Origin of the sequence: Streptomyces griseosporeus (genome assembly GCF_014656055.1) — a bacterium.
Taxonomy (GTDB): Bacteria; Actinomycetota; Actinomycetes; order Streptomycetales; family Streptomycetaceae; genus Streptomyces; species Streptomyces griseosporeus.
On the sequence record NZ_BNBR01000008.1, the window covers coordinates 181,110 to 196,076 of the forward strand.

Annotated in this window: 11 protein-coding genes; 2 read left to right on the top strand and 9 right to left on the bottom strand. The window is 70.6% G+C overall.

All coding sequences use genetic code 11. From position 1 onward, the window contains the following. Window positions 1-67: 67 nt before the first annotated feature. A complete protein-coding gene (locus IE308_RS32275) occupies window positions 68-1,585 on the top strand; it encodes a putative T7SS-secreted protein (RefSeq protein ID WP_110629812.1) in 1,518 nt (505 codons plus the stop codon). Beyond that, window positions 1,582-2,262, top strand: a complete 681-nt coding sequence (locus IE308_RS32280) for a hypothetical protein (RefSeq protein WP_190220603.1) — start codon at window positions 1,582-1,584, stop codon at window positions 2,260-2,262. The genes IE308_RS32275 and IE308_RS32280 overlap by 4 nt, the downstream gene beginning before the upstream one ends. A 2-nt stretch (window positions 2,263-2,264) precedes the next feature. Here the strand turns inward: IE308_RS32280 and IE308_RS32285 are convergent, their stop codons facing one another. From IE308_RS32285 to IE308_RS32325, 9 genes are all read right to left on the bottom strand, one after another. After that, window positions 2,265-3,344, bottom strand: coding sequence for an endo-1,4-beta-xylanase (locus tag IE308_RS32285; RefSeq protein ID WP_190220604.1), 1,080 nt, complete (start codon window positions 3,342-3,344; stop codon window positions 2,265-2,267). Window positions 3,345-3,364: 20 nt separating this feature from the next. Continuing rightward, window positions 3,365-6,502, bottom strand: a complete 3,138-nt coding sequence (locus tag IE308_RS32290) for a glycosyl hydrolase 115 family protein (RefSeq protein ID WP_190220605.1) — start codon at window positions 6,500-6,502, stop codon at window positions 3,365-3,367. A 238-nt stretch (window positions 6,503-6,740) separates the two neighbouring features. Then, window positions 6,741-7,934, bottom strand: a complete 1,194-nt coding sequence (tuf, locus tag IE308_RS32295; protein WP_110629808.1) for an elongation factor Tu — start codon at window positions 7,932-7,934, stop codon at window positions 6,741-6,743. Window positions 7,935-8,090: 156 nt separating this feature from the next. Next, entirely contained in the window at window positions 8,091-10,217 is a 2,127-nt protein-coding gene (gene fusA, locus IE308_RS32300; RefSeq protein WP_110629807.1) for an elongation factor G, read from the bottom strand. Between the two features lie 39 nt (window positions 10,218-10,256). Next, a complete protein-coding gene (gene rpsG, locus IE308_RS32305) occupies window positions 10,257-10,727 on the bottom strand; it encodes a 30S ribosomal protein S7 (protein ID WP_003998848.1) in 471 nt (156 codons plus the stop codon). A 2-nt stretch (window positions 10,728-10,729) separates the two neighbouring features. Next, entirely contained in the window at window positions 10,730-11,101 is a 372-nt protein-coding gene (gene rpsL / locus IE308_RS32310) for a 30S ribosomal protein S12 (RefSeq protein ID WP_003948652.1), read from the bottom strand. Between the two features lie 386 nt (window positions 11,102-11,487). Then, window positions 11,488-11,943 carry a hypothetical protein gene (locus IE308_RS37115; protein ID WP_229909305.1) on the bottom strand — a complete coding sequence of 152 codons (456 nt, stop codon included), beginning with the start codon at window positions 11,941-11,943 and terminating at the stop codon, window positions 11,488-11,490. Further along, on the bottom strand, window positions 11,940-12,893 hold the full coding sequence (locus IE308_RS32320; RefSeq protein WP_190220606.1) for a cytochrome P450: 954 nt from the start codon (window positions 12,891-12,893) through the stop codon (window positions 11,940-11,942). Before IE308_RS32320 ends, IE308_RS37115 begins: the two co-directional genes overlap by 4 nt. A gap of 842 nt (window positions 12,894-13,735) precedes the next feature. Continuing rightward, window positions 13,736-14,962: a cytochrome P450 family protein gene (locus IE308_RS32325; RefSeq protein ID WP_110629804.1), complete on the bottom strand. Its 1,227-nt coding sequence runs from the start codon at window positions 14,960-14,962 to the stop codon at window positions 13,736-13,738. Between the last annotated feature and the right edge of the window lie 5 nt (window positions 14,963-14,967).

The window sequence follows — 14,967 nt, forward strand, 5'->3', positions numbered from 1 at the left end:
CGGCGCCGGCCGGCACGGTCGCCTCCCCCCTCGCCTCCTACTGACCGCGCCGAGGAGACCGCGCACGATGACCACACAGACGTACGACGCTCTCGGCTTCGACCCCGCGCCCGGTGTGCCGGCCACCGTGCGCGAGCTGGTCAGCTCCCTGACCGGTGTCAGCAAGCAGCTGCACGACGCCCACGCCACGCTGAGCAAGCTCGGCAGGCCCGACGCGGAGTGGGTGGGCGAGGCGGCGTCCGCCTTCGCGAAGAAGACCGGCTCGCTGCCGAAGTACCTCTCCGACGGGCACACGTCGCTGCTCGACGCCGCGCACGCGCTGCGCACCTGGGAGACCCGGCTCACCGACTTCCAGGCGCTGGCCCGGCGCTACGAGCACGAGGCCGCCGTCGCCCGCAAGGCGCTGAAGGACGCGGAGGGCAACCCGGACCTGAAGCTCGCGGGACGCACCTTCGACACGGACGCGGAGCTGCAGGACGCGCAGCGGCGGCTGGACCACGCGGTGAAGCGGGTCAACGACGCCTCCGACGAGCTGAACGCGATCATCAAGAAGGCCAAGGAGCTGCTGGGCGACCACGAGGCCGCCGCCCGTGCCGCCGCCGAGGCGATCCGCAAGGCCGCCGGCATGGCGCCGGACGAGTCGCTGCTCGACAAGCTCAAGGACCTGCTCTCCAGCATCACCGACAAGGTGGCCGAGCTGGCCGGTGACCTGTGGGACTGGATCAAGAAGCACGCCGACACGATCTACAAGATCGGTGACTGGCTCGGGTACGCCAGCGCCGCCTGCGACATCCTCGCCGTCGTCTTCTCCGAGACCATCGTCGGCGCGGTGATCTTCGAGGGCATCGGCATGGTGCTCAACGGCGGTGCCCTGCTCTTCCACGGTGTGGGCTGGGCGGCCGGAGCGAAGAAGGGCAGCTGGACGGATATCGGTCTGGACCTGGTCGGCTTCGTGCCGTTCGGTGACCTCGCGCGGCTCGGGAAGGTCGGCAAGGGCGCCCTGAAGGGCGTGAAGATACCGATGAACGTGCTGGACTTCGGCGCGAAGGCGGCGGACTCCTGGAAGCGCGCCCGGAACATCATCGACCACGTCGGCGGGACCGCGAAGCTCGGTGACGACGCCGAGCAGTGGGTGATGCGGAACGTCAACGCGATGGGCAGCAAGGCGCACGCCATCCACGTCACGGCGGACACGCTGGCGGACCGGTTCAAGGTGGCCGTCGCGAAGGAGTTCGGTGACCGCAACCTGTACGGGGCGGGCACGAAGCTGTCGGACATCGGCTTCCAGAAGGTGATGCCGGCGCTGATCGAGAACACGCCGCTGAAGCGCATCCCCGCGCTCGCGGACTCGGTCAAGCCGATCATCGACAACGGCCGTGTCGTCGACAAGTACATCGACCCGCGGTCCTGGACGGCCCGCGGCTACGAGGCGGTCTCCGGGGCGAAGAACCTCTACAAGGAGGGTGTGCGCGTCGTGACGGAGGACGTGCAGTACGGGTCGGAGAAGATCCACGAGAAGCTCGACCAGGCGCGGGAGACGGCGAGCCACGTCTTCGACCGCCTGACGGCCAACCCGTTTGGATGACCACCGTGGACCACACCCCGTACACGTTCCTGATCTCGGCGAACAACCCCGTGCCGCTGTCCGGGCCGGTGCCGCCGCACCTGCCGCCCGACGCGGAGACGCCCGCGACGATCCGCCGTACCGGACAGCGCCCCGAGGAGCCGCCCCTCGCCCGGGTCGTCACGCCGCGCCTGGACCGGCGCTGGAGCCGCAAGGCACCCGTGCCGTTCTGGATCCACTCCGGCCCGGACGACGCCCTGCTCTGCTCCGTCCACCCGGCCGGCCCGGACAGCTACGAGGTCCACGCCGCCGACGGCACCCCGCTGGCCCGCGTCACGCGCCACCCCGGCCGCTTCCTGCCGTGGCCCCGCAGGGTCCGCTGGTCGGCGGACCCCGCGGGGTCGTTCGGGCAGGTCACGGGCCGTGAGGGCACCCGGTGGGGGTGGCTGACCTATGTGGTCACTTCCCCGGTCTGGTTCCTCTGGGTCGTGGGCATGACCCTGTTCTCCTTCTTCGACGGCAGCCCCGACGACTTCACCTTCGGCCGCCCGTCCCGCACCCGCTGGCACGCCCCCGGCACGGGCACGGTCCTGGACTACCGGGGCCGGCGGAAGACCTGCCGGCACGACCCCGGTCACCTGGACTCCCGCACGGCCTACGCCCTGGCGGTGCTGCGGACCTGGTCCGCGTCACGCTGAGGTCAGCGCCGGCCCTGCCGCAGCTCCTGCCGCAGCGCCTCGTACGCCGGCTTCCGGCGGTACGACTCGTCGTACAGGCAGGCCGCGCCCTCGCCGTCGAAGACGTCGGGGACCCAGGAGTACTGGTCGGCGAAGCCCCACACCGTGAAGGACGTGCAGCTCGTCGAGCCGAGGCAGGCCGACAGCAGGCCGCGGTAGTAGTCCGCCTGCGTGGCCAGCTTCGTCGCGTCCGCGGGCAGCGGTATGCGGACGTCGACCTCCGTGAACGCGGTCTGCAGGCCGAGGTCCGCGAACCGCTTCAGGTTGGCGCCGACATCGCCCGGGAAGCCGTACTGGGTGCTGAGGTGGCCCTGGATGCCGAAGCCGTCGACGCGGACGCCCTGGGCCTTCAGCTGCTTCGCCAGCTCGTAGTAGGCCGTGGACTTCGCGTTCACACCCTCCACGTTGTAGTCGTTGAAGAACAGCTTCACCTTCGGGTCGGCCTCGCGGGCCCAGCGGAAGGCGTCGGCGATGTAGCCGGGGCCGAGCTTCTGCAGCCAGAGGGAGTCGCGGTAGGTGCCGTCGTCGTTGAAGACCTCGTTCACCACGTCCCACTGGTAGAGCTTGCCCTTGAAGTGGGTCACCACGGTCTTGATGTGGTCGTGCAGGATCTCGCGGAGTTCCGCGGAGTCGATCGTGCCGTCCGCGACGCCCTGGGTGAGCCACCCGGGCAGCTGGTTGTGCCAGAGCAGCGTGTGGCCGCGCACCGACTGGCCGTGGGCGCGGGCGAAGTCGATCAGCTGGTCGGCGGCCGTCCAGTCGTACACGCCCCGCTGCGGCTCGACGACCTCCCACTTCATGACGTTCTCGGCGGTCACCGAGCTGAACTCCCGGCCGGTGATCCGGCGGTAGTCGGCGTCCTCCGCCAGCGCGGTGGTGTTGACCGCCGTGCCGAACTTCAGGTGCGCCCGCTCGGCCGCCGCCCTCAGCGGCATGCCGGGGGCCTGGGTGTCCGAGGCGGCGGACGCCGTCTGCGCCCCCGCCCCGAGCAGCAGGGCGCCGGCCGCGAGGAGCGCGGCGGAGGTGGTGCGAACTTGCCTCATCGTTGTCTTTCCCTTTCCCATCAGTGAATGCGGTGGCTCTCCAGCGGGCCCAGGTACGTCTCCGGCAGGCCGCCCGTGTCGATCAGCAGACGCTGTACGACGACCGTCGGGTCGACCATCCAGAAGCGCAGCCGGTGCACGCCGGCCTCCGCGATCCGGTGGCGCGTGGACGTCCGGTTCACGTTGTCGGACGTGTGGCGTTCCCACCGGCGGTTCAGGCCCCCGTCGTCCGGGCCCGTCACGGCGATGACGTCCACGGTCTGCGGGGGCGCGTCGTCGAAGGAGACGGCGTAGCGCAGGCCGGGGCGGGCCAGGGCCGGGTTGCGGGGCGAGAGGTACGCCCACACGGTGACCTCGCCCGGCGTCAGCAGCGTCACGTCGTACTCCAGGCGCGGCCCGTTCCCGCCCGGCGTCTGCGCCGGCGCCGTCACCGGCACCGGGGTCATGCCCGCGCCGGTACGGCCGAGGCGGTCGACGCGCAGCCAGCCGATGTCGCGGGTGCCGACGGCGCGCGTGTAGTGCTCGGCGTCGATGGCGACGTAGCCGCCGGCCTCGACGAAGCCCTTCAGTCCGCGCGGGGAGAGCGGGGAGGCCACGGCCCGTACGGTCACGGTGCGGCCCGCGCCCTCGACGGTCAGCTGCCCCTCGGCCCGCCCGGCCGGCACCTTCGCCCAGTCGACCGTCACGGCCACCCGGGTCTGCTGCCGTACCGTCCCGCGCGGCCGGTCCACGCGCAGCCACGGCACCGAGGCGGTGATCCGGTACGGGAACGCGCGCGTGCCCCGGTTGAAGATCTCCACGTACGTCCCCGTGGGGTCCGTGCGGTACGGGCTGAACTCCGGCAGCACCGGGCCCGGCTCCCCGCTCCCCGGCCACCAGTCCTCCGAGCCGGTCACGGCGACGCCCATCTCCGCCACGTCCGGCACCTCGATGCGCCGGACCGCCGGGAAGAGGACGTCGGGGATGGCCACGTTGTCCCGCTCGGGCTGCTGCCAGGGGGCGTTGGGGCCGTACCGTTCCACGTCGCCGTAGTCGATGTGCGGCTGGAGCTGGAAGTCCTGCCACTTGCCGCCGGCGATCTCCTGGTTGAAGACGTCCTGGAGGCGGAAGTCCTCCGCGAGGCCCGCCTCGGCCTTCGCGGCGAGGTCGTTGGTGGCGGCGCGGCCCTGGCGGGCGTAGAGGAGGTTGGTGAACTCGGCCTCGCGCAGCTCGTAGAGGTTGGCGGTGGCCTGGATGTTGTAGCCGACCAGTTCGAACCAGGCGTCCGAGGCGGATGCGGGAAGGTCGCGGGCCACGCGGGCCGCGTCCTTGCCGAGCCGCCGCCAATCCTCCGTGACGCGCTCCAACTCGCCCCAGTAGAAGGGGGTCTGCTGGTCGTCGTAGAGGACGGCCGAGTCGTCCGTCGCCAGGTCCTTGGTGGGGTCCAGAGTGATACGGCGGTTCAGCAGCTCCGGCTTGCGGCGGTGCTGGAGATGGCCGTAGCGGGCGAGGAGGCCGGCGATCGCCTCGGCGTGCTCCTCGCCGAAGTGGAGGGCGGCGTAACGGCGTTCCCACTCGGACAGGGCGCCCAGGGTCCAGCGCCCGGGGTTCCAGGCGTAGTCCATGAAGAAGTGCGTGGGCAGCTCGTTGCCCTTGAGGTCGCCGACGTTGGTCACCCACAGGGTGGTGTTGCCGTAGGCCACCGCCTGGTGCAGCTGGTCCCACAGGTTGGGCAGGTTGACCGTGTCGACCCACTTGTAGTTGCGGCCGTCGCCGACGTAGTCGAAGTGGTAGTAGAGGCCGTAGCCGCCCTTGCGCGGCGGTTCGGCGGGGTCGGGGTGCATGCGGATGTTGCCCCAGTTGTCGTCGCAGAGGACGACGGTGACGTCGTCGGGGGCGCGCAGGCCGCGGGTCCAGTAGCGCTGGACCTCCTTGTACAGCGTCCACACCTGCGGGACGGACGTCTCCGAGCCGGTGACCTCGGCGATGATGCGCCGCTGGGTGGCGATGATCTCGTGCATCAGCTCGATGGCGTCGCCGTCGGGCAGGCTGGTGTCGCCGTTGCCGCGCATGCCGAGCGTGACGACTCCCTCGATGCCCTGGTCGGCCATCCGGCGCACGCCCTCGCGCCAGTACGCCTCGATGGCGGCGCGGTTGCGGCGGAAGGACCACTCGCCGGTGCCGCCGTACGGGTCGTGGCCGGGGGTGACGATGTTCCCGGCGGCGTCGCGCTTGGCGGGGACGGCGTGCCGGTTCCACTCCTCGATGCCGCGCATCATCGGGGCCTCGTGGGAGGTGCCGACGACGATGCCGTACTCGGTGGCGCGGGCGTGGTTGTCGGGGTCGTCCTCGGCGAAGGCGCGGCCCCAGACGGCCGGCCAGAGGTAGTTGGCCTTCAGGCGCAGCAGCAGTTCGAAGACCTTGGCGTAGAAGTCGGCGGTGAAGCCGCCGGGGTAGCCGGGTGCCTTGCCGGGACCGAAGAACCGCGGGGCCCAGGTGCCGAGGTTGGGGTTCTCGTCGTTGATGAAGACCCCGCGGTACCTCACGGTCGGCGTGCCCTGGGTCCAGGCGCCGGGGCGGACGAAGATCTGCCGCCGCCGGACCGGCCGGACGTCGTCCCACCAGTGCCAGGGGGAGACGCCGATGCCGCGGGAGACGTCGTACGCCCCGAAGATCGCGCCCCGCTGGTCGCTGCCGGCGATGACGAACGCGCGGTCGACGCCGGGCAGCGGGTGCTCGACGACCGTCTGCAGCGAGGTCTCCCACTTTCCGCGGATCGCGGAGACGTCCAGCTTCCCCGCCGCGATCAGGCCGTCGAGCAGGGGGCTGTGGCCGACCGTGCCGACGATCGCGATCTCGCGGGCGCTCCCCCGCTCGGCGGCCGGGCGGACGCCGGTCACGCGCTCGATGTCGGCGCGCAGGTCGGCGGCGACGCGGCGGACGCCGGGGTGGTCGGCGGCGTCGACGAGGACGGGGACCGCGCGGCCGGAGCGGACCAGGGGGAAGGCGCCGGGCTCGGGGCGGAAGGTGACGTAGGCGCCGGGGTCGGTGGGGCGCGGAGCCCTCGTGGCGGCCTCCGCGCCCCCCGCGGCCTCGGCGGTGACCGGCGGCAGCGCTGCTCCGAGCCCCGCTGCCATGCCGGTCCCGAGGACCGTTCTCCTGCTGACGTCCCGCGTCATACGACACCCTCCCTGCCACGCACTAATTTGGAAAGCGGCATGACAAATGCTGGGGTCGGGTGACCGGTGTGAACAATGGGGCGGTCGGCAACGAAGCGGCAACGAAACGTTGCGACGAGGGCACACAGAGTGACGGGCCGGACACGCGAAAAGGGCCCGCACGACCGAAGTCGTACGGGCCCCTTTCAGGAGCTCACGAGGGAGCTACCGGGTCACGGGACCCTCAAGCAAGCGGAACTTACTTGACGATCTTGGTGACCTGGCCGGCGCCGACGGTCCGGCCACCCTCACGGATGGCGAACTTCAGGCCCTCCTCCATGGCGACGGGCTGGATCAGCTCGACGCGCATCTCGGTGTTGTCGCCCGGCATGACCATCTCGGTGCCCTCGGGGAGGTGCACGACGCCGGTCACGTCCGTGGTACGGAAGTAGAACTGCGGGCGGTAGTTGTTGAAGAACGGGGTGTGACGGCCACCCTCGTCCTTCGACAGGATGTAGGCCTGGGCCTCGAACTCGGTGTGCGGCGTGACCGAACCCGGCTTGATGATGACCTGGCCGCGCTCGACGTCCTCGCGCTTGATGCCACGGAGGAGCAGACCGACGTTCTCACCGGCCTGGCCCTCGTCGAGCAGCTTGCGGAACATCTCGATGCCGGTGACCGTGGTGGTGGTCTTCTCGGTCTTGATGCCGATGATGTCGACGGTCTCGTTGACCTTGAGGACACCACGCTCGATACGGCCGGTGACGACCGTACCGCGACCGGTGATCGTGAAGACGTCCTCGATCGGCATCAGGAACGGCTTGTCGACGTCACGCTCGGGCTCCGGGATGGACTCGTCGACGGCCTTCATCAGGTCGAGGACGGACTGCGTCCACTGAGCGTCGCCCTCGAGCGCCTTCAGCGCCGAGACGCGGACGACCGGCAGGTCGTCGCCCGGGAACTCGTACTCGGAGAGGAGCTCACGGACCTCGAGCTCGACGAGCTCCATGATCTCCTCGTCGTCCACCATGTCGGCCTTGTTCAGGGCGACGACGATGTACGGAACGCCGACCTGGCGGGCCAGGAGCACGTGCTCCTTGGTCTGCGGCATCGGGCCGTCGGTGGCGGCGACCACGAGGATGGCGCCGTCCATCTGCGCCGCACCCGTGATCATGTTCTTGATGTAGTCCGCGTGACCCGGGCAGTCGACGTGGGCGTAGTGACGCGCCTCGGTCTGGTACTCGACGTGCGCGATGGAGATGGTGATACCGCGCTGACGCTCCTCGGGCGCCTTGTCGATGTTGTCGAACGGGGTGGCCTCGTTCAGGTCCGGGTACGCGTCGTGCAGCACCTTGGTAATGGCGGCCGTGAGGGTCGTCTTACCGTGGTCGATGTGACCGATGGTGCCGATGTTGACGTGCGGCTTAGTCCGCTCGAACTTCGCCTTCGCCACTGGGGTCCTCCTGTGGAGTGGTTCTGTACGCCTTACTTCATCGGCGCCAGGTGATCTTTGCTGTAAAGGCCCGGAACCCGGGGCAAACGCTCACGATTGCGGGCGTTTACCCCTTGAGGCTCCGGAGTCAAGCCTACGGCGTGGGAACGCGGTGCGTTACTCGCCCTTGGCCTTCGCGATGATCTCCTCGGCGACGTTCCGCGGAACCTCGGCGTAGGAGTGGAACTGCATCGAGTAGCTTGCGCGACCCGACGTCTTGCTGCGGAGGTCGCCGACGTAGCCGAACATCTCCGACAGGGGCACGAGGCCCTTCACGACGCGGGCACCGGCCCGCTCCTCCATGGCCTCGATCATGCCACGGCGGGAGTTGATGTCGCCGATCACGTCGCCCATGTAGTCCTCGGGCGTGGTGACCTCGACGGCCATCATCGGCTCGAGGAGCACGGGGCTGGCCTTGCGCGCGGCCTCCTTGAAGGCCTGCGAACCGGCGATCTTGAACGCGAGCTCGGAGGAGTCGACCTCGTGGTAGGCACCGTCGAGCAGCGTGACACGCACACCGGTCATCTCGTAGCCGGCGAGGATGCCGAACTGCATGGCCTCCTGGCAACCGGCGTCGACCGAGGGGATGTACTCCTTCGGGATACGTCCACCAGTGACCTGGTTGACGAACTCGTAGGACATGTCGCCACCCTCGATCGGCTCGACCGAGATGATGACGCGGCCGAACTGGCCCGTACCACCGGTCTGCTTCTTGTGGGTGTACTCGACCTTCTCGACCGACTTGCGGATGGTCTCGCGGTACGCGACCTGCGGCTTGCCGACGTTGGCCTCGACCTTGAACTCGCGCTTCATGCGGTCGACGAGCACCTCGAGGTGCAGCTCGCCCATACCGCCGATGACGGTCTGGCCGGTCTCCTCGTTGGTGTGGACCTGGAAGGAGGGGTCCTCCTCCGCGAGACGCTGGATGGCGACACCCAGCTTCTCCTGGTCGCCCTTCGACTTCGGCTCGATCGCGACCTCGATGACCGGCGCCGGGAAGTCCATGGACTCCAGGACCACCGGGGACTTGTCGTCGCAGAGCGTCTCACCGGTGGTGGTCTGCTTCAGACCCATGACGGCGACGATGTCGCCGGCGCCCACCGACGCGATCTCCTCACGCTTGTTCGCGTGCATGCGGTAGATCTTGCCGATGCGCTCCTTGCGGCCCTTGACGGAGTTCAGCACGGCGGTGCCGGACTCCAGGCGGCCGGAGTACACGCGGACGAAGGTGAGCTTGCCGAGGTGCGGGTCGCTCATGATCTTGAACGCCAGCGCCGCGAGGGGCTCCTCGTCGGACGGCTTGCGCTTGATGACCTCTTCGGCGTTGTCGACCGCGTGGCCCTCGATGGCCTCGATGTCGACCGGGGAGGGCAGGTAGCGCACGACCGCGTCGAGCAGGGGCTGGACGCCCTTGTTCTTGAACGCGGTGCCGCAGAAGACCGGGGTCACCGTGGTGCCCTGGCCCTTGCCGGAAGCGATCGTGATACGGCGGATGGCCGCGTACAGCTGCTCCTCGGAGGGCTCCTCGCCCTCCAGGTACAGCTCCATGATCTCTTCGTCGTTCTCGGCGACGGCCTCGAGCAGCTTGCCGCGCCACTCCTCGGCGGCCTCGGTGTGCGTGGCCGGGATGTCGACGACGTCGTACATCTCGCCCTTGGTCGCCTCGGCGGACCACACGAGCGCCTTCATGCGGACCAGGTCCACGACGCCCTTGAAGTCGGCCTCCGCGCCGATCGGCAGCTGCATCACGATCGGCTGGGCACCCAGCCGGTCGCTGATCATGTCGACGCAGCGGTGGAACTCGGCACCGGTGCGGTCGAGCTTGTTGACGAAGCAGATACGCGGAACGCCGTAGCGGTCCGCCTGACGCCACACCGTCTCGGACTGCGGCTCGACGCCGGCGACGCCGTCGAACACCGTCACGGCACCGTCGAGCACGCGCAGGGAACGCTCCACCTCGACGGTGAAGTCGACGTGACCCGGCGTGTCGATGATGTTGATGGTGTGGTCGACGTCGTCCAGCGACCAGTGACAGGTGGTGGCAGCAGAGGTGATCGTGATGCCACGCTCCTGCTCCTGCTCCATCCAGTCCATGGTGGCAGCGCCGTCGTGGACCTCACCGATCTTGTAGGACACACCGGTGTAGAACAGGATCCGCTCGGTGGTGGTCGTCTTGCCCGCGTCGATGTGGGCCATGATGCCGATGTTGCGCACCTTGGCCAGGTCAAGCGAAGTGGTAGCCATAAGGCTTCAGTCTTCTCTCGGTTCTCGAAGGGGTTCCGACTACCAGCGGTAGTGCGCGAAGGCCTTGTTGGACTCGGCCATCTTGTGCGTGTCCTCGCGCTTCTTCACCGCGGCGCCGAGGCCGTTGGAGGCGTCGAGGAGCTCGTTGAGCAGACGCTCGGTCATGGTCTTCTCGCGACGGGCGCGGGAGTAACCGACGAGCCAGCGCAGCGCCAGGGTGTTGGCACGGCCGGGCTTGACCTCGACCGGGACCTGGTAGGTGGCGCCACCGACACGGCGGGACTTGACCTCGAGGGTCGGCTTGATGTTCTCGAGAGCGCGCTTGAGCGTGATGACCGGGTCGTTGCCGGTCTTCTCGCGCAGGCCCTCCATGGCGCCGTAGACGATGCGCTCGGCGGTGGAGCGCTTGCCGTTCAGCAGCACCTTGTTGATCAGGGAGGTCACCAGAGGAGAACCGTAGACCGGGTCGATGATGACCGGGCGCTTCGGGGCGGGGCCCTTACGAGGCATTCTTACTTCTCCTTCTTGGCGCCGTAGCGGCTGCGGGCCTGCTTGCGGTTCTTGACACCCTGGGTGTCGAGCGAGCCACGGATGATCTTGTAGCGAACACCCGGCAGGTCCTTCACACGGCCGCCGCGCACGAGCACGATGGAGTGCTCCTGCAGGTTGTGTCCCTCACCCGGAATGTAAGCGGTGACCTCGATCCCGCTGGTCAGACGCACACGCGCGACCTTACGCAGGGCCGAGTTCGGCTTCTTCGGGGTGGTCGTGAACACACGCGTGCAGACGCCACGACGCTGAGGGGAACCCTCGAGTGCGGGCGTCTTGTTCTTCTCGACCTTGTCCTGCCGGCCCTTGCGGACCAGCTGCTGGATCGTAGGCACTACTTCTCCGGTTTCTGTGTGCCGAATGGTGAAGCTAACCTGGAACGTCGCCGACCCACGCGGTCGGGTGTGTCGAATCGTGCGGACTCCCGCCGCAAGGCAGAAAGAGGCGCAGATTGCGGTGGCCGGTGACGGCTCTCTGTGCGGTTGAAGGCACGCACGAGAGCCAGGGCACACCCCAGGCACAAGGTCTGAGCGTACCTAGCCCGTCAGCTCCGGTCAAAACAAATGGAACCCGCCCCGGTGGACCGGGGCCGCGAGCGCACCGCGTACCGATTCATCCCGGTACGTACGGTACCCGGGCATGGCCGGAGCATGCCCGGGTACCGGGGGGCGCGCGAGGGGCGCGCAGAAGGCGCTGATTTTTGGTGGTGTCTCCGCTCGCGCTACGCCGGCGGCCGGGCGGGGATGAAGGCGTCGGCGCCCGGCGGTACGAACTCCTGCGGGCGGGTCAGCGGCTCGGGCGAGGCCGGGTCGAAGGCCAGGCCCAGCCCCTTGCCGAAGGGTGCGGCGGCAGCGGCGGGGCCCTCGGTGGCGGCCTCGACGCTGTAGTAGCGGCGCTCGGTCGGGCGGTAGCCGATCAGCTCCACGACCTTGGACACGCCGGGCGGGCGGCCGTAGGCGGCCTCGGGCGAGTCCCAGAGGTAGACCGCGCCCCACTGCTCGCCCTCGGGGCCGGTGGAGGAGATCCACGTCTTCTGCCGCAGGCCGGGCACGGTCGCGTACGCGTCCACGGCGTGGTCGCGCAGGTAGGCGCGCAGGGAGGCGACGGTCGCCGCGGAGCGGGACAGGTCCCACAGGACGACCGTGCAGTACAGCTGCTGTGCGGGGTGTTCGGTCATCGCAGGACCGCCTTCAGTTCGCGCGGGTACCGGTGGAAGAGGTTCGCGGTGAACTCCACGGCGGCCGGGTCGGCGGCCGGGGTGAGGGCGGGGAAGCGGCGCAGCAGCCGGCCGAGGCCCTCCTGGAGTTCCACGCGGGCCAGGGACGAGCCGAGGCAGTAGTGCGCGCCGGCGCCGAAGGTGAGGTGGGTGCGCGCGGCGCCCCGGGCCAGGTCGAAGGTGTCGGGGCGGTCGACGTGCCGCTCGTCGCGGGCGGCGGAGTCGAGGGAGATGAAGACCGTGGCGCCCTCGGGGAGGGTGATGCCGCCGAGGGTCACCTCCTCGGTGGTGACGGTCGTCCCGGCGAAGCCGGTGCCGGCCTGGGCGTACCGCAGGATCTCCTCGACGGCGGCGGCCTCGGTGACGGTGCCGTCGCGCAGCCGGGCGAGCTGGTCGGGGTGCTGGAAGAGGGCGAGGAGTCCGTTGGCGAACTGGACGGCGGTGGACTCGTAACCGGCGGTGGCCAGCAGGACGACGGTGGAGACGAGTTCGTCGGCGGAGGGGCGGGCGTCCTCGTCGAGGCCCGCGATCAGGCTGCCGATCAGCCCGTCGCCGGGAGCGGCCAGCTCCTTCTCCACCAGCTGCCGGGCCACGCCGAACAGCGCGCCCATGGCCGCGCCGAAGGCGGCGGTCGACGGGGCGGCGGCCCGCACCTGGGCCGCCCACCCCCACAGCCCGGGGCGCAGCTCTTCGGGCAGGTCGAACAGCTCGCACAGCACGCGGACGGGCACCTGGTAGGCGAAGCCGGAGACCAGGTCGACGGGTTCCGGCCCCGCCTCGGCGAGCCCGTCCAGCACCTCGTCCACCGCCTGCCCGACCGCCTTGCGCAGCGACTCGGCGTGCCGGGGGGTGAGGACGGTGGCGAGGGTACGGCGCCACCGGGCGTGCCGCTCGGGATCGGCCAGCGCCATCCCGAAGTCGAACCGCTGCCCGGGCCCCTTACCGGGGGCCCCCGAGCCCACCCCGCCCGGCACGGCACCGAACCCGGCTCCGCCCGGGCCGCCAGGCCCGCCGCCTTGCGGCAGCCCCGCCCCGGGGCCACCCGCACCGCCAGGCCCGGGCGCCCCACCCGGCCAACCGCCCTGCGGCGCTCCCCCGGCCGGTCCACCCGGACCGCCAGGCCCGGGCGCTCCACCCGGCCAACCGCCCTGCGGAGACACCCCGGCGGGGCCACCCGGACCGTCGCCCTGCGGGACAACCCGGGCGGGCCCGCCCGGTTCGCCATCCTGCGGCAGTCCCGCCCCGGGGCCACCCGGGCCGCCAGGTCCGGGCGCCCCACCCGGCCGACCGCCCTGCGGGGCACCCCCGACGGGGCCACCCTGGCCGTCGCCCTGAGGGGCCACCCCTCCGGGGCCGCCCGGCCAACCGCCCTGCGGTGCTCCCCCTGCCGGTCCACCCGGACCGCCAGGCCCGGGCGCCCCACCCGGCCAACCGCCCTGCGGGGCACCCCCGGCGGAGCCGCCCGGCCCGCCCGGCCAACCGCCCTGCGGGGCACCCTCAGCGGAGCCGCCGGGGCCGGGCGGGCCGCCCCGGAGGGCTCCCGCTCGGATCGCCGCGCGGCTGAAGCGGGGGTCGGTCAGGACCGTGCGGACGTCGTCGTGGCGGGTGACCAGCCAGGCCGTGGCGCCGTTCGCGAGGCGGATCTGGGAGACGGGGGCCTCGTCGCGGCGGCGGACCAGTTCCTCGGGTGGGGCGAAGGGGCACTTCTGCTCGAAGGGGTACGTCGGGCTCTCGTCCATGGGGGCCTCCACGCTCAGATCCGCACCGGCAGCTCGGCCGGGTAGAAGGTGAACAGGTTGCTGGCGAGCGGCACGCCGTCCAGGTCGGGCCCGTCGAACCGCAGGTCCGGGAAGCGGTTCAGCATGCGCGCGATGCCCTCCTGCATCTCGACGCGGGCCAGCGCGGCGCCCAGGCAGTAGTGGGGGCCGTAGCCGAACGCGGTCTGCCGGTGGGCGCAGCCGCGGCCGACGTCGAAGCGGTCGGCGTCCTCGCCGAAGACCTTCTCGTCCCGGTTGGCCGACGCGAGGGAGACGAAGACGGTCGAGCCGGCCGGGACGGTCCCGCCGGACAGCTCGACGTCCTCGGTGGTGAACTTGGCGATGGCGTACCCGGTGCCCATCTGGGCGTACCGCAGGATCTCCTCGACGGCCTGGCCGATCAGCGCGGGCTCCTCGCGCAGCCGGCGCATCTGGGAGGGGTCGCGGAACAGGGCGTAGAAGGCGTTGCCGAGCTGGACGGCGGTGCTCTCGTAGCCGGCCATCAGCAGCAGGATGACCGTGGAGACCAGTTCCTCGTTGCTGAGCCGGCCGTCCTCCTCGTCGGTGAGGCCGATCAGCGTGCTGAGCAGGTCGTCGCCCAGGTTCTGCCGCTTGCGGACGATCAGCCCGATGGCGTACCGGCCGATCGCCTGGAGGGCCTGGCCGAACTCGACGAACGACGAGGTGAAGTCGCGGCGGGTGATCTGCGCGGCGAGCGCGGAGAACTCGGGGCGGGCGGTCTGCTCCAGTCCGAGCAGGTCGCAGATGACCCGGATCGGCAGCTGGTAGGCGTAGTCGGCCATGAGGTCGAAGCGACCGCCGGCGCTTTCGAGGTCGTCGAGGAGGGCGTCGGTGTGGGCGGCGACGGCGGGCCGCATCGACTCGGCGTGGCGGGCGGTGAACGCCTGGTTGACCAGGCGGCGCCAGCGGGTGTGGCCGGGCGGTTCGGAGATGGAGCCGCCGAAGTTGAAGACGGGGCTGTCGGCGTCGGCCTGGAAGCCGGTGTCCACCCGGGCCGCGCCCTCCCGGTTGATGGTGCGGGAGAACCGCGGGTCGGTGAGGGCGGTGCGGACGTCCTCGTAGCGGGTGATCAGCCAGGCGGTGTCGCCGGTGGCGAGGCGGACCTGGGCGATGGGCCGGTTCTCGCGCAGCCAGGCGAACTCCTCCGGCATCTCGAACGGGGTGTGGCGGGTGAAGGGGTAGGTGCGCGCTTCGATGTCCACGGCAG